This is a genomic window from Ohtaekwangia koreensis (assembly GCF_900167975.1).
GTDB classification, from domain to species: Bacteria; Bacteroidota; Bacteroidia; order Cytophagales; family Cyclobacteriaceae; genus Ohtaekwangia; species Ohtaekwangia koreensis.
In genome coordinates, this window is sequence record NZ_FUZU01000001.1 from 1069626 (window position 1) to 1092670 (window position 23045).

General features: G+C 41.6%; 17 protein-coding genes. 8 read left to right on the forward strand and 9 right to left on the reverse strand.

Annotated features, from left to right (window positions below):
* Positions 1 to 336 precede the first annotated feature (336 nt).
* Positions 337 to 4527, forward strand: coding sequence for a DNA polymerase III subunit alpha (gene dnaE / locus B5Y40_RS04675; protein WP_079685532.1), 4191 nt, complete (start codon positions 337 to 339; stop codon positions 4525 to 4527).
* A gap of 152 nt (positions 4528 to 4679) precedes the next feature.
* Positions 4680 to 5003, forward strand: coding sequence for a thioredoxin (gene trxA / locus B5Y40_RS04680; RefSeq protein WP_079685533.1), 324 nt, complete (start codon positions 4680 to 4682; stop codon positions 5001 to 5003).
* A 107-nt stretch (positions 5004 to 5110) separates the two neighbouring features.
* Here trxA and B5Y40_RS04685 read toward each other — a convergent pair whose 3' ends face one another.
* From B5Y40_RS04685 to B5Y40_RS04700, 4 genes are all read right to left on the reverse strand, one after another.
* Positions 5111 to 6493: a sialate O-acetylesterase gene (locus B5Y40_RS04685; RefSeq protein WP_079687080.1), complete on the reverse strand. Its 1383-nt coding sequence runs from the start codon at positions 6491 to 6493 to the stop codon at positions 5111 to 5113.
* 63 nt (positions 6494 to 6556) lie between these two features.
* Positions 6557 to 7039: a YkgJ family cysteine cluster protein gene (locus B5Y40_RS04690; RefSeq protein ID WP_079685534.1), complete on the reverse strand. Its 483-nt coding sequence runs from the start codon at positions 7037 to 7039 to the stop codon at positions 6557 to 6559.
* Between the two features lie 8 nt (positions 7040 to 7047).
* Positions 7048 to 8967: a tetratricopeptide repeat-containing sensor histidine kinase gene (locus B5Y40_RS04695; protein ID WP_079685535.1), complete on the reverse strand. Its 1920-nt coding sequence runs from the start codon at positions 8965 to 8967 to the stop codon at positions 7048 to 7050.
* A gap of 13 nt (positions 8968 to 8980) precedes the next feature.
* Positions 8981 to 9298 (reverse strand): hypothetical protein, encoded by a 318-nt coding sequence (locus B5Y40_RS04700; protein WP_079685536.1) that lies wholly within the window; start codon positions 9296 to 9298, stop codon positions 8981 to 8983.
* Positions 9299 to 9442: 144 nt separating this feature from the next.
* Between B5Y40_RS04700 and B5Y40_RS04705 the strand changes: the two genes are divergently transcribed.
* The 3 genes from B5Y40_RS04705 to B5Y40_RS04715 all read left to right on the forward strand — a co-directional run bounded on the left by B5Y40_RS04705 (position 9443) and on the right by B5Y40_RS04715 (position 12119).
* Positions 9443 to 10030, forward strand: coding sequence for a Crp/Fnr family transcriptional regulator (locus tag B5Y40_RS04705; RefSeq protein ID WP_079685537.1), 588 nt, complete (start codon positions 9443 to 9445; stop codon positions 10028 to 10030).
* 169 nt (positions 10031 to 10199) lie between these two features.
* A complete protein-coding gene (locus B5Y40_RS04710) occupies positions 10200 to 10736 on the forward strand; it encodes a YceI family protein (protein ID WP_079685538.1) in 537 nt (178 codons plus the stop codon).
* Between the two features lie 177 nt (positions 10737 to 10913).
* A complete protein-coding gene (locus B5Y40_RS04715; protein ID WP_079685539.1) occupies positions 10914 to 12119 on the forward strand; it encodes an acetyltransferase domain-containing protein in 1206 nt (401 codons plus the stop codon).
* A 111-nt stretch (positions 12120 to 12230) separates the two neighbouring features.
* Here the strand turns inward: B5Y40_RS04715 and argS are convergent, their stop codons facing one another.
* Together argS and B5Y40_RS04725 are read right to left on the reverse strand one after the other, a co-directional pair.
* Complete coding sequence (gene argS / locus B5Y40_RS04720; RefSeq protein ID WP_079685540.1) at positions 12231 to 14018, reverse strand: arginine--tRNA ligase; 1788 nt, start codon at positions 14016 to 14018, stop codon at positions 12231 to 12233.
* A gap of 90 nt (positions 14019 to 14108) precedes the next feature.
* A complete protein-coding gene (locus B5Y40_RS04725) occupies positions 14109 to 15086 on the reverse strand; it encodes a deoxyhypusine synthase family protein (RefSeq protein ID WP_079685541.1) in 978 nt (325 codons plus the stop codon).
* 148 nt (positions 15087 to 15234) lie between these two features.
* Between B5Y40_RS04725 and B5Y40_RS04730 the strand changes: the two genes are divergently transcribed.
* A complete protein-coding gene (locus tag B5Y40_RS04730; protein WP_079685542.1) occupies positions 15235 to 15864 on the forward strand; it encodes an SRPBCC family protein in 630 nt (209 codons plus the stop codon).
* A 10-nt stretch (positions 15865 to 15874) separates the two neighbouring features.
* Here the strand turns inward: B5Y40_RS04730 and B5Y40_RS04735 are convergent, their stop codons facing one another.
* Complete coding sequence (locus B5Y40_RS04735; RefSeq protein WP_079685543.1) at positions 15875 to 16753, reverse strand: FkbM family methyltransferase; 879 nt, start codon at positions 16751 to 16753, stop codon at positions 15875 to 15877.
* A 79-nt stretch (positions 16754 to 16832) separates the two neighbouring features.
* Positions 16833 to 17795 (reverse strand): arginase, encoded by a 963-nt coding sequence (locus B5Y40_RS04740; protein ID WP_079685544.1) that lies wholly within the window; start codon positions 17793 to 17795, stop codon positions 16833 to 16835.
* 361 nt (positions 17796 to 18156) lie between these two features.
* On the opposite strand from B5Y40_RS04740, the gene B5Y40_RS04745 reads away from it, so the two are divergent.
* The gene (locus B5Y40_RS04745) at positions 18157 to 19548 is read left to right on the forward strand and encodes a type III PLP-dependent enzyme domain-containing protein (RefSeq protein ID WP_079685545.1); all 1392 of its coding nucleotides are present in this window, start codon (positions 18157 to 18159) and stop codon (positions 19546 to 19548) included.
* 106 nt (positions 19549 to 19654) lie between these two features.
* Here B5Y40_RS04745 and B5Y40_RS04750 read toward each other — a convergent pair whose 3' ends face one another.
* Positions 19655 to 20494, reverse strand: coding sequence for a DUF4412 domain-containing protein (locus B5Y40_RS04750; protein ID WP_079685546.1), 840 nt, complete (start codon positions 20492 to 20494; stop codon positions 19655 to 19657).
* 311 nt (positions 20495 to 20805) lie between these two features.
* Here B5Y40_RS04750 and B5Y40_RS04755 point away from each other — a divergent pair, with 311 nt between their 5' ends.
* Positions 20806 to 22935 carry an elongation factor G gene (locus B5Y40_RS04755; protein WP_245840471.1) on the forward strand — a complete coding sequence of 710 codons (2130 nt, stop codon included), beginning with the start codon at positions 20806 to 20808 and terminating at the stop codon, positions 22933 to 22935.
* Positions 22936 to 23045 lie beyond the last annotated feature (110 nt).

A 23045-nucleotide genomic window follows, 5' to 3' on the forward strand; every position in this document is an offset into this window, starting at 1 on the left:
GAATTATTAACGCGATAACGACTACTGCCAACAGCAGAAACCATTCTTTGCGCACAAACCGTCTTATAAGCTTCCATAAGCTATCCATAGGGATTCGATAAATATTCGCACCAAATAGCCAACAATCAGGCCCGAAAATTAGGTTGTTGATAAACAAGTCGTTAAGCCTTTATTTAGAGGAATAAGCTTTTTAGATAGGGTTAAATTCAAGAAATCGATTTCCCAATACAGGATTTTTTAAGTAGAATATTCTTCACGGAAGAAACTTTTAGGAGCGAAAAAGTACTTCATAAAAAGTAATTTTGTGATTGAACGACCACTAACTCAGATCCGCTGATGTATTTGATATTCGATACGGAGACCACAGGTATTCCGCATAATAAGACCGCGCCTATCACTGACCTCGACAACTGGCCCCGGCTGGTTCAGATCGCCTGGCAGCTGCATGATGGCAAAGGCAAACTCATTTCAAATCATAATTATATAGTAAAGCCTGACGGATTTAATATTCCCTATAAGGCTGAACAGATCCACGGAATCTCCACCAAACGAGCTATGGAGGAAGGCCAGGATTTATTTGCCGTACTGAGTACGTTCATTCAGGATTTATCGAAGACGTCTTTGTTGGTAGGACATAATATAGAATTTGATATCAACATTATAGGTGCTGAATTTATTCGTAAGAGCCTCGCACCAGAGCAATTTACAAACCTCGATAGAGTCGATACAGGTATATCTTCCACCGAGTTCTGTCAGATGACCGGAGGTATAGGAGGAAGACTAAAGATGCCGCGCCTGGTTGAGCTTCATGAAAAACTTTTCGGAAAAGGTTTTGGTGATGCGCACGATGCAGCATACGATGTGGCGGCTACTGCGCGATGTTACTTCGGGTTGATCAAACAAAAAGTAGTAAAGCCTTTCGATGGTACATCAGTTGAAGATATAGTATATGAAGAGCCGAACCTCGATGCGGCTAACTTTGCAAAGAAGGAAAAGAGAAAAGATTCTACTTATACTCTGGGTGATGACAAGGCTGTTCTAATCGATAAGCCTTTCGTTCATTTACATGCTCACTCACAATACTCGGTACTGCAGGCAACACCGGATATTAAATCCATGGTGGCAAAAGCCAAAGCGTTGAACATGCCAGCGGTTGCTCTTACAGACATGGGCAACATGTACGGAGCGTTCAAGTTTGTGCGTGAAGCGTTGAGCCATGAATTAAAGCCGATTCTCGGTTGTGAATTTTATATAGCGGAAGAACGCAAGAAGTTAAAGTTTACAAAGGACAATCCTGATAAGCGCTATAACCAGCTGCTGATTGCCAAAAATAAAAATGGATACCATAACCTGGCCAAGTTAAGTTCATTGGGTTTTATAGAAGGGCTATATGGTATATATCCACGGATTGATAAAGCGCTGATCGAAGAGTATAAACAAGATCTTATAGCAGTTACTGGAAATCTTTCCAGTGAAATACCACATCTTATACTGAACGTAGGAGAGAAGCAGGCTGAGGAAGCTTTTAAATGGTGGCATAATCTGTTCGGTGAGGATTTTTATATAGAACTAAACCGACACGGTATACCGGAAGAAGATCACGTGAGCGAAGTGCTGTTACGCTTTGCAGAGAAATATAGCGTAAAGTATTTCGCAGCAAACGAATCATACTACCTGGATAAAGAAGAAGCCAACGCGCACGATGTTTTGTTGTGTATAAAAGAAGGCGAATTCAAATCTACGCCTATTGGTTATGGACGTGGTCACCGGTATGGATTGTCCAATACAGAATACTATTTCAAATCGCAGGATGAAATGAAGTCGATCTTCAGGGATCTGCCTGACGCGATTGAAACCATCAGCGAGATTCTTGATAAGATTGAAAGCTATAAACTCGATCGGAATGTACTGCTTCCGAAATTTGATATACCCAAAGAGTTCAACACTGAAGATGAATACCTGAAGCATCTCACGTATGAGGGCGCTCGGAAAAAATATACCGAGATCACCACAGAGATACAGGAGCGTCTTGATTTCGAATTGGAGACTATTCAGAAGACAGGTTACCCTGGATATTTCCTGATCGTGCAAGACTTCACTTCGAAGGCACGTGAGATGGGTGTATCCGTTGGCCCTGGTCGTGGTTCTGCAGCGGGATCTGCGGTAGCATATTGTATTGGTATCACCAACGTTGATCCGATCAAATACGATCTACTGTTCGAGCGTTTTCTGAATCCGGATCGTGTATCACTTCCCGATATTGATATTGACTTTGACGATGAAGGTCGTGATCGCGTATTAAAATATGTGATTGATAAATATGGCAAGAGCCAGGTAGCGCAGATCATCACGTACGGTACGATGGCTGCTAAATCTTCCATACGCGATTGTGCGCGTGTGATGGAGTTGCCATTGGCAGATTCAAATTTGCTGGCGAAGATGATTCCTGAAAAGCCGGGAACATCACTCGACTCTGCGTTTGAAGAAGTAAAAGAACTCGCCGATATAAAGAAAGGAACAGACTTGCGTGCAGATGTACTGCGGCAAGCTGTAGTATTGGAGGGTTCAGTTCGAAGTACAGGTACACATGCTTGTGGCGTAATTATTACTCCCGATGACCTGACGAAGTTCGTGCCAATGTCGGTAGCGAAAGATTCCGATATGTTGGTGACGCAGTTCGATAACAGCGTGGTGGAAAGTGCAGGTCTTTTGAAGATGGACTTCCTGGGGCTGACTACATTATCGGTGATCAACTCGGCTATCAAAAATGTAAAGAAGAGTAAAGGTATAGTGATCGATGTCGATACCATTCCACTGGATGATGTAAAGACCTATCAACTTTTTCAGCGGGGTGAAACAGCGGGAACGTTCCAGTTTGAAAGTGTGGGGATGCAGAAATATCTGCGTCAGCTAAAGCCCGATAAATTTGAAGATCTCATTGCAATGAACGCCTTGTATCGTCCGGGGCCAATGGAATATATACCTGCCTTCGTCAATCGTAAACATGGTCGTGAACCGATCAAGTACGATTTACCGGAGATGGAGGAATACCTGAAGGAGACATACGGTATCACCGTATACCAGGAGCAGGTGATGTTGCTCTCGCAGAAACTTGCCGGCTTTAGTAAAGGTGATGCCGATGTACTGCGGAAGGCGATGGGTAAAAAGCAGAAAGCGGTACTCGATAAGATGAAAGATAAATTCATCCAGGGGTGTGCTCAACGCGGTCATGGTAAAGAGATATGTGAAAAGATCTGGACCGACTGGGAAGCTTTCGCACAATATGCATTCAACAAATCTCACTCAACCTGTTATTCGCTGGTTGCTTATCATACAGCGTACCTGAAAGCAAATTATCCGGCAGAGTATATGGCCGCAGTATTAACACACTCACAGAACAATTTAGAGAGTGTGACATTCCACATAGAAGAATGTAGAAGTTTAGGCATTCGTGTACTCGGGCCACACGTAAATGAATCGGGTGTATTCTTCGAGGTAAATAAAGATGGTGAAATTCGTTTTGGTCTTGGTGCTATAAAAGGTGCAGGTGAATCTGCCGTAGAAGCAATCATACACGAACGTGAAGCACGTGGACCGTTTGAAGATATATTTGAATTTGCCAAGCGCGTCAATCAACGCTCGGTCAATAAGAAAACATTTGAATGCCTCGCATTGTCGGGAGCGTTCGATTGCTTCCAGGGAATTCACCGCAGGCAATATGTATTTGCTAAAGATGGCGAGATCAACTTGCTGGAAAAAGCAATGAAGTTTGCAACGAAAACACAACAGGAAGAACAAAGTGCGCAGGCAAGTTTATTCGGTGGAAGTTCGGGTACTGTAATGCCGAAACCGAAAGTAGATTTTGTTGAGCCGTTCAGTGAAATTGAAAAGTTGAATCTTGAAAAAGAAGTGGTCGGTATCTATATATCAGGCCACCCGTTGGACAATTTTAAATTCGAGATAGAGAAATTCTGTACCGTATCTTGTAACCAACTCACGGAGCTCGAACCGCTGCTGGGTCGAGAAGTAAAACTTGGTGGTATAGTATCAAGTGTTGAACACCGGACTACGAAGACCGGTAAGCCTTTCGGTAAATTTACGGTGGAGGATTACAACGGCAACCATGCGTTTATGCTCTTCGGTGAAGATTACCTGAAGTTTAAAAACTTTATGAACACAGGCTGGTTCTTATTTATAGAAGGCTCTGTTGTAAAGAATTCGTGGGGACAACAAAATGTTGAGTTTAAAATAAGAAACATTGACTTGTTGAACGAGATCGGTATCAAGCGCAGCAAAGGTGTTCAGTTAAAAGTAAATGCAAAGGAGATCACGAAAGATCTGATCGGTAAGATAGAAGATGTATGCCAGGAGTTTTCAGGTAATACGCCTTTGTACTTGAAGATTCGTGATGAACAGGAGAACATATACCTGGATGTAATGTCAAGAAGATTCCGGGTGAACCCGATCAACGACATGGTTAAAAAAATGAAGAAGGCTGGTGAATTAGACGTGGAGGTTGTGTTCTAAAGTAAAGAGTAAGGATTTTTAGGTCTGATAGAAATGTGAATTTTTAGTGTCAACTTTAGAATCTTGAACCTTGAACTAATAAGATTACCTTTGTGTTTGGCTATTAACCATATATTAAAAAAGAACTTAAAAATTTAAACTTTATAAACGAAATGGGAAAAGCAATTGAACTCACTGATGCCAACTTTGATCAGATCATCAACTCTGATAAACCTGTACTGGTTGATTTCTGGGCAGAATGGTGTGGTCCTTGTAAAATGATCGGCCCGGTAGTAGAAGAACTGGCAGGCGATTACGATGGCAAAGCTGTTATCGGCAAACTTAATGTTGACGAAAATCCGGCTGTTACAGCACGTTTCGGTGTTCGAAGCATCCCAACATTGCTCGTATTTAAAGGTGGTCAGATCGTTGACAAACAAGTTGGTGCCGTACCTAAATCTGTACTGGCTCAGAAACTTGCAGCGCAGGTAGCATAATTAAAACTGAGAATTCAGATCAATATAAAATGCCAGTGGAGAATCTCCACTGGCATTTCTTGTTTCAAAGTGTATATATAGTATACGCGAAGCGTATAGCTTCGCAGTTATTTATCCGTATGGAAACTGGGCACAGGAAGACCTTCTTTGCTAAACAAATTTGGCATCGCGGCATTGCTCCATGCAAAACGAACCGCTACCGGGGTCTTTACTTCTTTCGCAGATACGACTACAGTATTACCATCGATCTTAGCTTTGGCAGGATAGAATTTATTGTCGGCACCGGCAATCTGAAATTCAGTAGGCTCACCACCTTTAGACATCAAGCCATTCGTTGCATAATCAAATGATATTCTGATTCTGCCTTTTTCGATCTTGAAAGACTTATATACCGGGCTCTGATATCCTATATTTTTCTGGCCATAGGTTTGCGCCAGTGCAAGATTAGCCAATCGTTCGCCTACAGGCTTTTTATACTTAGGATGTATATCTTTTACATTGTCTACAAGATCTGAGATGACAACGATACCACTCTTGGGAATTTGTAACATCTCTACCTGCTGTTCACGGAGCAATACACCACTCTCATCACCGTAACCGCTATAGGGAGCAATCTGTACAAAGTAGAAAGGAAATTCAGTCAGGAATACTCTTCTCCACTCGGTCACCATTGTTTCCATAAGATGCTTGTATGTTTCAGGTGCTCCTGTGTTGCTCTCACCTTGGTACCACAACGTACCGGCAATACGAAACGGAACGATGGGATTGATCATGGAATTATATACCACACCAGGTCGTGACGGACACCACGGACGATCATCGATTTGTTTTTCGGCAGACGCTTTCAAGGCAGGGTCTGCAAGTATACGTCCTTCGGGAACCCACGTTTCGGCAGGCGTTCCTCCCCAGCTTACGTTAATTAAACCGATCGGTACATTTAGATTCTGATTAAGTTTCTTGCCAAAGAAATATCCCACAGCACTGAAATATTTTACTCCCTCGGGATTACACGCTTTCCATTTACCTTCACCATGCACCTGCGGAAAAGAAGCCGCTGATTTACTAACGTGAAAGAGACGGATCTTAGGATCGTTAACCTGGCTGATCATTTCTTTACCATCGCCTGATGATTCCATACTCCACTCCATATTCGATTGGCCGGAGCAAAGCCACACTTCTCCAATCAAAACATCCTGTAATGTTCTTACTTCTCCTCCCGCTTTGATAGTAATAGTATATGGGCCTCCTGCGGGCGGAGTAAATATAGTTGTGCTCCAATAGGTGGTGTTATCAGCTTTGGTTTTAATTGTAGTGGTATCCCAGCTTACATTGATTACAATGTCCTGCGATGGATGTGCCCATCCCCAAATGGGTGCAGGCGATTGTTGCTGCAATACCATGTGATCGTCAAACAGGGAAGGGAGACGCAACTGGGCATGAGATATAGTAAATACCGATAAACTTAACAGGAATAAAAAAATCCGTTTCATGATGGTGTTTGATTTGCGCATCGAAAGTATCTAAAAGACATCAGATGCTAAAACGAAAAAAGATCAGAAAACTTTCTTAAGACGCTCAACTATTTCTAAAACGGCAGGACAAACCTGGGTATTCTTATACGTAAGCTCCATGATCTGTACCATTTTCTTGCGATCGGTATGCGGATATTCGCGGCATGCTTTCGGGCGGTCTTCATATACCATGCAGTAATTCTCGGAATCCAGAAAAGGACAAGGAGATGATTTTAAAACATAGTCACGATCTTCATCAATGCGCAAATACTTTTCAATGAAGTCACCGGGTTTCATACGCAGTGATTTCGCTACACGCTCGATGTCGTTCTGATAAAAAATAGGACTTGTTGTCTTGCAGCAGTTGGCACAGGTGAGGCAATCGATCTCTTCAAAAACTTCTTCATGCGTTTCATGAAACGCATCATCCACTTTACGCGGATCCTTTTTCTTCATGCCCTGAAGAAACTTCTTGTTATCATTTCCGCGCTGCTGTGAAAGATTTTTGAAACGCTGCAAATCCATGCACAAAATTACGCAACTGTGTCCGCGGTGACAATTGGAAATTTGAGTTTGAAGCGGGCACCTTTTCCCCATTCACTTTCTACTTCAATATTGCCTCCGGCTTTCATCACCAAAGCCTTTACAATCGAAAGCCCTAACCCTGTAGAACTCTCCCCCGCAGTAGGCTGTGCTGAAAGTTTTTTAAACTTCTTGAACAAGTGGGGCAAGTCATTTGGATGGAAGCCGGGTCCCTGATCCTGAATGGTGATTATACAAAACTCGTTTGCTGAATTTACATGGATCGAAATATGCTTTCCCGGTGGTGAGAATTTAATAGCATTGGTCAGGAGGTTGTCCAATATTCTGGATAGATATACCGGGTCTATTGAAATATACTCATCTGGCTGAAGTTGATACATGCACGTTAATGCCAGTTGTTTTTGTCTTAAGGGTACAGTATAGTTGGTGATGGCCTCTTCGATAAAATTTTTAACATCGACTTTCTCAACGTGAATTTCCTGGCTGGGATCTTCGATCTTATTGATCTCCATGAGATCGCGGATCAACGCATTGCCGTCATCACACACGTTGCGTATTCTGCAAAGTATATCTTTCTGTTCTGCATTCAGCGGTCCCGTTAATTCAATGATGCTTGCCAGACCTACTACTTTATTTAGCGGACTGCGAAGATCATGCGCAACAATTCCGATCATTCCATCTTTTTCAAGATGTAGATCTTCCAGGCTCTCATTCTTGGCTGCAAGCACCTGGTTCTGTTGCTCAATCTTTTCAAGCAATGCCTGCATTTCTTCATTGGCTTTCGAGATCTCCTCTTTCTGTTGCAGTAAAAGACTTTCCGTTTTCATTTTGTGTCGAAGCCAATAGAGCATGCCGCCAACCGTAAGTATAAAAATGCTGATGGCGAAGAGAAAAAGTTTCTGATCATTTGTATGCTTCAGTGCTTGCATTTTTCTGGCATCATTCAACAACTGAATCTCTTTATCTTTTTTTTCAGCTTCGTATAGTCCACGCACAACCGTTACCTGTTGACTTTTACGCTGATCGAAGAGACTGTCTTTTAAAAAAGCGTAACGCTTATAGGAGAGGTATGCATCTTTATAGTTTCCACGTGCAGAATCAAGCCGTGACTGGATCAGGTAATTTTTTTCAAGCCACATTTTAGTACCCAGTGTTTCTGCTGATTGTTTTAAGCGAGCGAGGTAAAGGTCGGCTTCCGAAAATCTATGTTCCCCTATATATAGCAGGCTTAAATTCCCGATGGCATTTAACGCAATCTCCTGGTCTTCAATTTCCGTAGCGATCTGTAGAGCACGCTTGTAATTTTTCTCTGCCTGCACCGTCTTTTTTTCCGCAACGTATATATCTCCCAGAAAACATAAAGACAAAACAAGCCCTCTCCGTTCGTTGATTTCTTCCTGCACCTTCAATGCCTTCTCCAGATATTCGCGCGCTTCGTGGTAACGTTTCAACACGGTAAGTATACCGCCTACGTTTGTCATGGCAAATGCAATGGTAGCTTTGCTTCCGGAGCGTTGCATGTGTTCAAGATATCGCTGATAATAATGTAGTGCCTCTTTAGGCTGCTCCAGTCCTTGATATACTACACCCATGTTGTTCAGGGTTGATCCAATCAGCCTGTTGTTATGAATAGCTTCACTGATCTTAAGCGATTGAAAATAATAGTCCAATGCTATTTCATAACTGCCGCGGTAATAGTAATTTATACCGATACTGTTCAGGATGGAAGCGAGGCCTTCCTGTTCACTTGTAGTTTTAAAAAGCGCGAGCGATGTTGTATAGTTTCGAAGTGCTTCATCATAGTCAGATTTAAGTTCATACGCTTGTCCGATAAAATTATGTGTACGCGCCAGTCCAATGGTGTAGGAGATACTTTCAAATATTTTTTTCGCCTGCGCGAATTCGTACAAAGCGCTGTCATATTCACTTTTCCGGATATAAGCGTAGCCGGATACCAGCCAGGCATTGCCAATACCTTTTTGAAAGTTGAGGTTGGTTGCCGAGTGCGCGAGCTTCTCTTGCTGTTTGCAGCGATGTGAGGAAATTCCCGGAGCGATACAATTCCCGGGCGAGATCGATCAGTAGATTTACACGTGTGGTATCCTGCCGGTCATTTTTTAATAGTGCTTTCAGACTATCGATTTTTTCCTGAGCAGAAACCTCAGCGAAAAAGATTGATGAAGCAACTATAGATGCGATTATTAGAAACGGCTTACGTGGCCAAATCTTTGAAATTCTCATTCTCCTCAGACCTTCAGAAATTATTAGAAATACGCCTCATCAATTTGAGCTTTTAAAAAGCACTCATCCTTACACGAAACAAAATGCCTGAATGTTTTATATTTTAAACCTGATTTACAGTTATCGAATGTATTTTTACTTTCTATGAATACAGCATCATCGTTTATTGCACACATCAACGAAACCGTTCAGCTGACTGAGGAGGAGAAACAATTCATCAGTTCGATTTGCCTTCCTCTCACCGTGCGTCAGGGCGATTTTGTAGAGCGTGGCGGGGAGGTGACGCGGTATTATATATATGTGCAATCCGGTTGCCTGATGACGTACTTTACGGATAAGGATGCCGTTGATCATGTAGCACAATTTGCAACTGCCCGGTGGTGGACAGGAGATTTGCATAGTATAACAAAAGGTATTCCATCCATCTATAGCACACGCGCACTGGCAGATTCGGAAGTACTGTTGTTATCGAAACATAGTCAGGAAGAATTGCTCGCAAAATATCCACGCCTGGAACGCTATTTCCGTATACTATATCAGAATGCATTAGTGACACACTTGCATCGCATCATTCAAGGTCACTCTGCTGCAGCCGATGAACGCTATATTTCATTCCGTGAAAAATATCCTTCACTTGAGCAATATGTTCCACTAAAATACATCGCTTCCTATCTCGGCATCACGCCCGAGTTTCTCAGTAAAGTACGAAGACGCCTCATGGAGAAAGGTTAGCGGTTGATCGTAACAACAGCATCAGATCGCAGAGAACATATGCATATCGGTTAATCTTAACCTAGTTCAATATACTTCCCATTCTTTCTTAACCTAGTTCAACCTCTTGTAGTGGTTGCCGGGTATACATTTGTAACATCATTTACAAAAACAGAAAACAAATAATATTATGGCAACAGCGACACAGACAAAATGGGCCATTGATACAACCCATAGCGAAGTACAATTTAAAGTAAAGCACCTAGTGATTTCAACAGTAACAGGATCGTTCAAGAAATTTTCAGGTGAAGTGGTTAGCGAAAGCGATGACTTTAACAATGCCGCGGTAACGCTTAGCATTGATGTAGATAGCATTGATACAAATCAAGCTGATCGTGACGGACACTTGAAGAGTGATGATTTCTTTTCAGCAGCACAGCATGCTACAATTTCTTTCAGTGGCGTGTTGGATAAAATCGGAAGCGATTACAAACTGAATGGTGAATTGACAATCCGTGGTGTAAGCAAAGCAGTATCACTTGATGTTGACTTCGGTGGTGTTGCTAAAGATCCTTGGGGAAATGTGAAAGCAGGTTTCGAACTGAATGGTAAAGTAAACCGCAAAGACTTTGGTTTGACATGGAATGCATTAACAGAAGCAGGTGGTATGGTAGTAGGAGAGGATGTTAAGCTTCATATGAACATCGAGTTGACGAAAGTGGCGTAAGATAAAATGGATGTTCAATTCAGCCAGGAGAGCTACCTTTTACGAGGTGGCTTTTTTGTTTTATAGATATACCCTTCATGGTTGTAGTTGTAAACTTATTTGTTCCAGGTGAAAATAAGATAAAACGAACTTGTATCTTGAGTTATCGTATAAGAATCATTCTTAAACCGATTACTTATGACCACCACTACTGTGAACGGTGTTTTGACCGAGAAGCCCCGGATATCTTCCATTGATCTGATGAGAGGTATGATCATGATCATCATGGCGCTCGACCATACACGCGATTTTTTTCATGCTGACGCCAATGTCTTTCAACCTACTGATTTAGATAAAACAAATCCTATATTATTCTTTACGCGTTTGATCACACATTTTTGCGCTCCTGCATTTGTATTTCTTTCAGGGGTAGCAGCACGCATCAGCCTTCAACGCAAAACAAAATCAGAGCTATTCAACTTCCTGCTAACGCGTGGGCTATGGCTCATCTTCCTGGAATTTACAGTGATGCGTTTCGGAATCCTTTTCAATTTGTATTATGATTTTATAATCATGCAGGTGATCTGGGTTCTCGGAGCCTCGATGATTGTGCTGGCAATGTTAATTTACCTGCCCGAAATTATAGTGGGTATACTTGGGCTTATCCTGGTATTTGGTCATAATATATTTGATAAATTTCAATTGGAGCCTGGCGATACAGGATACGCAGCGTGGGCTATACTCAATCAGACCGGTACATTAGCGTTAGACGAAAAACATCTGCTGTTTGCATTTTATCCTTTGATACCCTGGCTGGGAATTATGTTAGTAGGATATGCTGTCGGGAAATGGTATACCAAAGATTTCGATCCGCAAGCAAGAAAACAACGTCTGCTGGTGGCTGGTATATCTTCGCTTGTATTATTCTTCGTGTTGAGATATATAAACCTGTATGGAGACCCTGCACCCTGGAGCGTTCAAAAGAATGCGCTGTTTACAGTAATGAGTTTTATAAACGTTACCAAGTACCCGGTATCTCTGATCTATACTTTGATGACGCTTGGTCCGATATTGATTATTTTGTCGTGGATGGAAAATAAAGAGCTCAAGGTTTTAAAACCTGCCCTCGTATTTGGACGCGTTCCGCTCTTCTATTACATTTTGCATTTCTACCTGATCCACGCCATATCGTTGATCTGCTATATGATCATCGCCGATAAATCCTTATCGGAAGTAGATTTTCATTTCGGTTCGAGTTTTGGAGGAATTCCGATCGGCTTTGGCTATTCCCTCGGTTGGGTATATTTTGTATGGATAAGCGTTGTAGTAGTATTATACCCGGTATGTAAATGGTATAATCGATATAAAAGCACACATAGCTATACCTGGCTAAGTTACCTTTAACAACGGGGAGAAGATTGAATCAGAAGATTTGAATTTGAAAACTGATGCGATAAATGATTGGAGGATTTTAGTGTTACAGAATACTTAAATCCTCCAATCTTAATTTCTCATCTACATCCGCTCAGGTACCTCAATGCCCAGTAACTTCATAGAGCGTTTTATAATGTTCGCTACCGCATAGGAGAATGCTACTCTGAATCTCAGTTTAGCTGGATTCTCTTCATTGAAGATTGGTATACTTTGATAGAATTGATTATAAGCTTTTGCCAATTCAAATGCATAGTTCGCGATAACAGCAGGAGAATAATCCTTTGCTGCTTCCTTTATTTTATTTTCAAAAGAACTGATCAGGTATAAACCATCGCGCTCTGCAGGTTCCAGCGATGTTACTGCTTTCAGATCGCTCGCACTAACATGTATATCTAAACTCTCTGCCTTTCGCAGTATAGCTTTGATACGGGCATGTGTATATTGAATGAATGGTCCGGTGAATCCTTGCAGTTGTATAGATTCACTGGGATCAAACAACATTCTTTTCTTGGGATCGACTTTCAGTAAGAAGAATTTCAGTGCACCAAGCCCGATCATCTCGAACAACATGTGTGCGTCTTCGTCACTTACACCTTCCAGTTTTCCATGCTCACGTGTTTGACGCTCAGCCTCCTGGTGCATATCTTCCATCAATTCATCGGCATCGACCACTGTACCTTCGCGTGATTTCATTTTCCCGGTAGGAAGATCAACCATGCCATAGGATAAATGGAAGCAATGTTTTGCCCAGTCGTAGCCCAGTTTATTCAAAATCAGGAATAGCACTTTGAAGTGATACTCTTGTTCATTTCCCACAGTATATACTTGTCCTGAAATTTTAGGGAAGTCTTTAAAGCGAAGTATAGCGGTGCCTATATCCTGCGTCATATATACCGAAGTGCCATCCGAGCGCAGCAATACTTTTTGATCCAGTCCATCGGAAGTAAGGTCAACCCAGATAGAGCCGTCATCTTTTTTAAAGAATATACCCTTCTCTACACCTTGCAATACTATTTCTTTACCGAGCAGATACGTGTCCGATTCGTAGTATAGTTTTTCAAAATCAACACCCATTCGTTTATACGTAGCATCGAAGCCGGTATATACCCAACCGTTCATCGTCTTCCAGAGCTCTATAGTAGCCGGATCTTTTTGTTCCCATTGGCGCAGCATCTCTGATGCCAGTTGCATGATGGGTGCTTGCTTGCCCGCTTCCTCTTCACTTAGTCCGCTTGCTATCAGATCGCTGATTTGTGCTTTATAGGTTTTATCGAAAATCACATAGTATTTACCCACCAAGTGGTCGCCTTTTAGACCACTGGTCTGTGGTGTCTCTCCGTTTCCAAACAGTTTCCAGGCAGCCATCGATTTGCAGATATGTATACCACGATCGTTAATGATCTGAACTTTGTGTACAGTATAGCCACTCGCTTTATAGATTTCACTTACGCTATAGCCCAGAAAGTTATTTCGTAGATGTCCTAAGTGAAGAGGCTTGTTGGTGTTCGGCGAAGAGTACTCGATCATGACCTCTTGTCCGTTTGCGGGCAACTGACCATAATCAGGATTGGAAACTATAGTATGGAGCACTTCAATCCAGATGCTATCGTTTAATGACAGATTCAGAAATCCTTTCACGACATTATACTTACTAACGATACCTGAATTTGTAACCAGGTATTCGCCTACCAGCTTGGCGGTTTCTTCAGGACCTTTACGTGAAATTTTAGTCAGCGGAAAACATACCAGCGTGTGGGAGCCTTCAAACTCTGCGTTGGTAGGTTGTAATTGTAAAGTGTCTACCGATTGGCTAAAAACAGATGTAACTGCTTTCTGGATTTCGGAACGAAGTAAGTGATCGAGATTCATAATGGACAGACGTAAGACAAAAGTAGCAAGACGTCAGACGTTCAGTCTTATGTCTTGCTACTATATATACTTTCTATTGACTTTAATTTATTACCACTCCAATATATATGCGAAGACCAGCGGAGCTACAATGGTAGCATCTGATTCGATGATATATTTCGGTGTATCAATGCTGAGTTTTCCCCAGGTAATTTTTTCATTTGGAACAGCGCCTGAGTATGAACCATAGCTCGTTGTTGAGTCGCTGATCTGGCAGAAGTAACTCCAGAACGGAACGTTATCACGTTCGAGATCCTGGTGTAACATCGGCACAACGCAAATAGGGAAGTCACCTGCTATACCGCCACCAATTTGAAAGAAGCCTATACCTTCATTGCCGGATTGTTTTGTATACCAGTCGGCTAACCAAACCATATACTCTATACCCGACTTCATGGTGGAGGCTTTCAATTCTCCTGTTACGCAGTAAGAAGCAAATATATTTCCCATCGTAGAGTCTTCCCATCCCGGTACCACCATCGGTAAATTCTTTTCCGCGGCAGCGATCATCCACGAATTTTTAGGATCGATCTCATAATATTGTTTCAGATCTCCACTGTTCAATAAACGGAACATGAACTCATGTGGAAATAAACGCTCACCGCTATCTTCAGCATCTTTCCATACTTTGTAAAGATGTTTCTGTAATCTTCTGAACGCTTCTTCTTCTGGAATACAAGTATCGGTTACACGGTTCAAATGATTTTGTAACAGATCCCATTCCTGTTCAGGAGTAAGATCACGATAGTTCGGAATCCTTCTGTAGTGCGAGTGCGCTACCAGATTCATGATATCTTCTTCGAGGTTGGCGCCAGTACATGAAATGATATGCACTTTGTCCTGGCGGATCATTTCAGAAAAACTGATACCCAACTCGCCTGTACTCATCGCACCGGCTAGTGTTACCATCATTTTTTTTCCATCGGCAAGGTGCTTCTTATAACCTTTCGCAGCATCTACTAATGCAGCAGCGTTAAAGTGCAGGTAATGCTTTTCAATGAAAGAGGAAATCGGTCTGTTTTGGCTCATGACTGTGTTTATTCGAATTCAGAGGCGAAATTAAGAAAATCATAGAAGTTCGCTTATTTTTTTATGCGGGTCGCCATAAACTTATCGTTATGAAAGAATGTAGAGTGATTGTATTTTGGGCCGACTTTACTGCAGTAATGATGTATCTATGAGAATTTGTGTTTGGTTATTTTTTAGTTTGACTGGCTTTCACGTTCATGCTCAGACCGAAAAAGAGGAGTTTGAACTGGTAAAGAAAGACGGAACGATTTCTATTTATGAAAGGTGGATTAATCTCCCCAACGCCAACCCTCCGGTGAAAGCGCGGGAAGTTAAAGGCGAATTCTTTTTCAACAATACGATCTATGCCGGTCTTCGTTTGATTCAGGATGAGAAGCGGATCATGCAGTGGCAGAGTCATGTGAGTGAATTCGAGGTATATAAGCAGCCCGATACAACATTCTGGTTTGAATATTCCTATCATGATATCCCCTGGCCCGTAAGTGATCAGGATCATTTGCTCGTATATACCTTGTCTGCTCCCAGCCCTGGGGTTTTAATGTTGAACTTTCAATCTAAAGTAGATGATGTTTTGGCGCCCGTACGGAAAGGTGTTACGCGAATGCAGTTATCCGGAAGCTGGAAGCTTGAGCAGATCAGTCAGAATAGAGTTAAGGTTACGTACAGAATTCTTTCAAGGCCTATCGGGATTCCAAAATTCCTGACGGACCCGATTATTCGAAGCAACATCATGACAACAATCGAAGAGTATATTGCGTTGCTGGAGCCGAAGAAGTAATTGATTTACCTTACTGCAGAAGTCCTAATTTTGATGCTATAGCCTGGCTACATAACAGGTAGTTGTAGTAATCGCTTTTTGTGATTTTATCGACTTGACGAATGCCACCATTCTCGTTGATATTAAAGTATAGGTAACCCGATCCTTTGAATATAGTATCTATTTTTTCTCCAACCTCATCCGTTAGTATTTCAATTAATATAGTAGGTCTGCATTGGAAGAGATAATCAGAAAATCCTTCCAGCACTTCAGGTTCGTGTGTTTCTACGTCTATTTTAAATAGGTCCGCTTTTGTTATGTTATTCTCTTTAAAGAATGAATTCAAAGTGACAGTATTGATCTTTGTTTCAATAACGTGCGTGTCGCTTGATGCAAGATTTTTGTTCACAGTGACAGAATAGATGTGCTCGCTCGCAGTGTCATATATGGTTGCAGTTCCATTCGAATTGGAAACAGCTTTCTCAACGGACACTATATCAAATTGATTTAACGAAATGTTCTCTTGAAACTTTTTAAAAACTCTTTCAACCGGTTCAAAGGCATACACTTTAGAATTAGGGTTCAGAGTTTTTGCGATTAATGAATATACACCTGTATTTGCTCCGAGGTCAAATATTACTTCGGCATCCTTGCAGAGTTTTATCCAGAGATTAATAGATTCCTTTTCCCATCCACTTGTAAGGCCTTCCCAAAAGATTTCATTTTCTATTTGGTATCCGTAATGCTTTATCTTGAAACTCTTCGCCTCTTCGACAACTACATTAAAGACACCAGTGAAATGTAAGTGTTGATATATCGATGCGGGAGGTTTCCAGAGTAATCTTAATGCCGAAAAAAGTGTCAATTTAAATGGTATGAAATTGTATATTTTTTTCAAAAGTAATTTCATGCCACTTTAAATTGAAACGAGAATGACTACATGAATAATAACCTCTGTGCTGCCACAGTTAATATATATTAATCAAATTCTATTCAGCCAGCACAGGTCTGTTAACAATTGATTTAGCGGTTGCTTCCAATATCTCGAAAGCACTTTCAGCCATTCTGTTTTCGGTATCAAGAGTAGGGTTCACTTCAGCGATTTCCCATGCACATACCTTTGGATCTTTACCAAGTTCTGAGTTTAGAATTTTCGCTTCTTCAACGGTCAAGCCGTTTGGTACGGGTGTTCCTGTTCCGGTAGAGACCCGGCTATCGATACTGTCCACATCAAACGAAACATAAATCATATCGCAATGGTCAAGCATCTCTAATGCCTTTTTAGCAATAACAGCAGGACCAAACTTCTTCACATCTTCTGTTTCAATAAAGTTGATGTTGTACTTGTTGAGAAGATAGTTCTCAGGCTTTTCAAGATCGCGCACAGCTATATATACTATATCTTCAGGATAGATCTTGGGGCCGGGCATACCAACATTTTTAAGTTGCTCCCAGTATTCCAGTGTCTCACCACGCGGATCGTTTACTTTGCATTCAAAGTTATCAAGGCCACAGGCCATTGCCAGCGCCATGCCGTGCATGTTGCCGGAAGGCGTTGTAAAGGGAGTATGAATATCCGCATGTGCATCGATCCAGATCACACCAAGTCTTGCCTTTGGATGCGCCTTTTTTATACCCGAGATCGTTCCGTAGGAAGTACTATGATCTCCGGATATCAGGAGTGGAAAAAATTCATCAAAAATGGTTTCATATACTTCGAGGCAAACGCGCTCTTCCATGATCATCACGCCATCAATAAATTTAGCATAGGAATGCTTGGCGCCATCGAATAATAATTCGTTTACATTTTCAACTTCAATGGACTCGTATTGTTTAAAAAAATCGGAGTTAAGGTCTAAGCTGGCAATCTTCATTGCTTCTACCCCCAGGCTGGCACCACGTGTTCCGGCACCGATTTCGGACTTCACTTCAATGATTTTTAGCTCTTTCACGGCAATAGTATTATGGTTTTGTGAATTTATTAGTTAATCAGAAAATGATAAAAAAATACCCTCCTGAGCGCCTTTAGAAGTCGGGCAACCCGGGCGCCTTAGGAAGCGCGATCGCGAAAAACGAACAAGGAAAATGATTAACCATACGTTCTGTCTGAGTTATTGCAAAGATGGCAAAATTATCCCAATATTGCACCCTTTGTTGGAAGACGATAATCGTTAACCGTTACCTGTCAATCGTGTATGCCAGTTTGTATGTGATAACAATAAAATGATCACAAGGGGCTTGAGCACATTTGTTTAACGACCATGCGTTTTACGTATCAAGACGATTTTAACTATTAACCCGATAACGGTATAAATGAAGAGCTACCGCGAGCTGATTGAACAAACCTTTGAGTTTCCTCAGAAAGAATTTAAGGTCCGCGACCACGAATTGTTATTCAATGATGTGCCTCTTATGGACATCATCAAGCAATATGGTACACCCCTCAAGCTGACCTATCTTCCACGCATAAGCGAGAACATCCGATCGGTACAGGCAATATTTAACAACGCACTGGAAAAATTCAAGTACAACGGTAAGTATACATATTGCTATTGTACCAAGTCATCGCATTTCTCTTTTGTGTTGGAAGAGGCGTTGAAAAATGAAGACGTACACGTGGAGACATCTTCCGCGTTTGATATACCCATCGTGCGTTCCCTTTACGATAAAGGTAAAGTCTCAAAAGATACATACATTCTTTGCAACGGCTTTAAAATGCCGCTGTATACAAAGTATATCTCCGAACTTCTGAACGATGGTTTTCACAACTGTATTCCGATACTCGATGAGATGGGAGAGTTCGAAGAATACGAGAAGAACGTTAAGAATCCATACCGTGTAGGAATACGGGTAGCCGCAGATGAAGAACCTAAATTTGAATTCTATACTTCCAGGTTAGGCATCCGCTATAGCGACATCATTCCTTTCTATCGTGAGAACATTGAAAAGAGCAGCAAGGCTTCATTGAAGATGTTGCATTTTTTCATTAACACTGGTATCAAAGACACTGCTTATTACTGGAGTGAACTGAGTCGTTTTGTTTTTAAATATTGCGACCTTAAAAAAATCTGCCCAACACTTGATTCAATAGATATTGGTGGTGGATTCCCGATCAAGACATCGCTTACATTTCATTACGATTACAAGTATATGATCGAACAGATCGTAGAAAATATCAAATGGATCTGTGATAAGAATAACGTTCCGGTTCCGAATATCTTTACGGAGTTTGGAAGCTATACAGTAGGAGAGAGTGGCGCAGTGTTATATAATGTGATTGACCAGAAACTGCAGAACGATAAAGAGCTGTGGTATATGATCGATGGATCATTCATTACACACCTTCCGGACGCATGGGGCTTAAATCAGAAGTACGTTTTACTGGCCATTAATAAATGGGATGATCCATACCATAAAGTAAATATGGGCGGATTGACCTGTGATAGTATGGATTACTATAACTCCGAAGCTCACACCGGAGAAGTTTTCTTGCCAATGATCAACGATGAAGAGCCACTATATATAGGCTTCTTCCATACGGGTGCTTACCAGGAATCTCTTGGAGGATACGGAGGTATTCAACATTGCCTGGTGCCTGCACCACAACATGTGCTCATCGATCGTAATGAAGACGGTGAGATCACAACAAAACTTTTCGCAGGTCAGCAGACCAGTGAAAGTATGTTAAAGGTGTTGGGATATTAAAATTCGAATTTAAAAAGTGAAAGGCCAGCAGATTCTGCTGGCCTTTTTTATTACAGTGTATTGGAAATTGCAGCAACCCCGATCTATATACTTGTGCAATGTTTTCTTACTGTTTTCCACCATACGGAAGTGCTACTTCCTTAAAGTCTGAAGGCACAACAAAATCTGAAGCAGCCAGGGATTGTTTTTTGATTTCGGTAGTTTCCATAATCATATTGCCTTGCTGCATGAACATTTCTATTCGTAAGGGTATACCATCAATTTTATCATAGTATATCTTCTGGGATTTGCTAACCTGCTGATGTGCAAGCTTCTTCATGTCCAAGCCTGGTATATCGGTAGTAGCCCAAAGGATTTGTTGAGTTTTCTGGCCTTCGATTGTATAGTCTACAATATACTTTGTGCAAGTATATCCCAGTATCTTTTTTGTCTCAGACGTCTTGGTAACTTTCACATCCTTTTCGGCATCTTCTTTAACCTGATCTTCATTGTGACGAAAAACAGTGTATGTTTTACTCTTCCGGTCAAGCTGGTACGATTCGTTTTTATCCTTGAGCGACAACACTTCGTAATTAGACATAAAGCCGCCATCCATGGAGAAAAGTGTATTTCCGTTTTTAACTTTTGCTGTAGACCCTTTTGGCACCAGTGAAGAAAGGTCGCCACCCTTCATCATCTTCATCATCGTTTCCATCTGTGTTTTCATTTGCGGATTGGATTCCATCAAGGCTTTGAATTGAGGATCTTCCATCTTGGCTTCCATCTCTTTGATCTTTGCCTGATTAGCCGGATCACTTAATTTTTTCTGAGCCTCTTCCATTTGAGCTTTTGTCTTGGGATCAGTAATGTTCATTGTAATGGTCCATTTGATGATCCCTTCAAATGACTGTGCGTGACTTTGCATGACGAGGGCTATCAATGCAAGTGCGAGGAGTACTTTTTTCATGAAGTTGTTTGTTATTTAAGCGCTACAAGGTAAGTGTTATACTGTATCTGTTACAACTTTATCGTTATCTGTTGCCGATGATCGGTTAACTGTTATCAGCAGCGTTCACAGATAACCCTGTGACTTGTGCCGGATTAAAAGTTCAACCACTTTCATCATTCCGCTTTTTACAGTAACTTCATTTCACGTTCCTTCCTTTTGTTTCAAGTTAAATCGCCCGCCTATGAAAGACTTCATGGGAGTTGCATTCACAACGCGTACACAAACGCATCAATATTCCTGCGCGATCTTCCACCTAAAATCATACAGCCATGATAAAAGTTTATGACGAGAAGCACCTCAAGAACATAGTTCTGTTGGGGGCGCCCAAGGCCGGCAAAACCATGCTGGCCGAAGACATGATCTACGAAGCTGGTATTGTACACCGGAGGGGTTCTATTGAAGGCAGAAACACAGTTTCTGATTATCATGAAATTGAACAAGAGCGAGGTAACTCTGTATTTGCCACCACACTTCATACCGAGTGGCATGACTATAAAATCAATATTATCGATACACCCGGGTTCGATGATTTCATAGGAGAGATCGTATCTTCTGTGCGAGTAGCCGATACGTGTGTACTGGTAGTAAATGCGCAACATGGAGTGGAGGTAGGTACAGAACTAATCTGGAACTATATAGATCGCTTTCAGAAACCAACCATCTTTGCTGTTAACCAGACGGATCATCCCAAAGCAGATTTTGATGCAACACTGGCCAGCTTACGCGATCGGTTTGGCAATGCAGTAACACAAATGCAATATCCCGTAAATCAAGGCGAGAGCTTCAATGCTATCATTGATTTACTGAGGATGGTCATGTATAAATTTCCTCCGGAAGGAGGAAAGCCGCAGAAGTTACCTATACCGGATTCAGAAAAAGAAAAAGCTATAGCGCTGCATAATGCATTGGTGGAGAAAGCAGCAGAGAACGATGAGAAGCTGATGGAGAAATATTTTGAGAAAGGTACACTCGATGAAGATGAAATGCGTGAAGGCTTGAAGCTCGGCATGATTCATCATGATATATTTCCTGTATTTGTTATGTCGGCTAAACGCAACATGGGCAGCGGAAGGATGATGGGCTTCATGGATAATGTAGCACCTTCACCGCGCGAAGCAAAACCGGAAGTAACAATAGAAGGAAAAGAAATACCTTTTGATCCTTCAAAGCCCACCGCGTTGTTTGTATTTAAATCACATATAGAACCTAATCTCGGTAAACTCACTTTCTTCAAAGTTATATCCGGAGAAGTGACCACAACATCCGAACTTATCAATAGTCAAACCGGTGCAACAGAACGCATTCATCAACTTTTTATTATGGATGGAAAGATCAGGACACCAGTCGATAAATTTATAGCCGGAGATATAGGAGCCACCTTAAAATTGAAAGATACCTTCAGCAATCAGACACTGCATGCAAAAGGTTTTGATGTAACGATAGAGCCCATTGAATTTCCGGAGCCACGTATTCGTACGGCTGTTATTGCCCTCAGTAAAAATGACGATGAGAAGATCGGTGAAGTATTACAAAAAATTCATCAGGAGGATCCTACTATTCAAGTTGAATACGCAAAGGAACTTCGGCAACTGATTATATACGCACAGGGAGAATTGCACCTAGCAGTATGTAAATGGTTTTTAGAAAATGTATATAAGCTGCATATTAATTTTGAAAGTCCGCGTATATCCTATCGTGAGACGATTCGTAAAAGTGCAACGGCCAGCTACCGTCATAAAAAACAATCCGGTGGTGCGGGCCAGTTTGGCGAAGTACATTTGAAGATAGAGCCCTATATAGAAGGAATGCCCGAGCCCACTGAATATACTGTGCGAGGCAAAGAAGTAATAGACCTTGAGTGGGGTGGTAAACTCGTATTCTATAATTGTATTGTAGGAGGAGTGATTGATACGCGGTTTATACCTTCTATTCTGAAAGGTGTAATGCAGAAGATGGAAGAAGGACCGATCACTGGCTCGTACGTGCGAGATGTATGCGTGATGGTGTTCGATGGCAAAATGCATCCGGTAGACTCAAATGATATATCTTTTAAGATCGCAGGCATGATGGCTTTTAAAGATGCATTTATGAAAGCAGAGCCCCAACTGCTCGAACCTATATATGATGTGGACATCATGATACCCGAAGAAGTAATGGGCGAAGTGATGGGCGATCTGCAAACACGCAGAGCATTTATTATGGGAATGGATAATCGCGGAAATCACCAGGTGATCAAAGCAAAAGTGCCTTTAGCTGAACTCGATAAATACTCCACCACCTTGCGTTCGCTTTCTCAAGGACGCGCAAGTTTTATACAACGCTTTTCTGATTTTGTTCCGGTGCCTTTCGAACTGCAACAAAAATTAGCGAAGGCGCTTCATGTGCTCGAGGAAGTTTAGCCATAGGATATAATCGGGTCAATGAACGTTCTAAGAGATTAATACAATCTGGGTAAAATGAAGATATATAGTATCTTTAGAAGCGAACGGGATACATTAGCTATAAACTA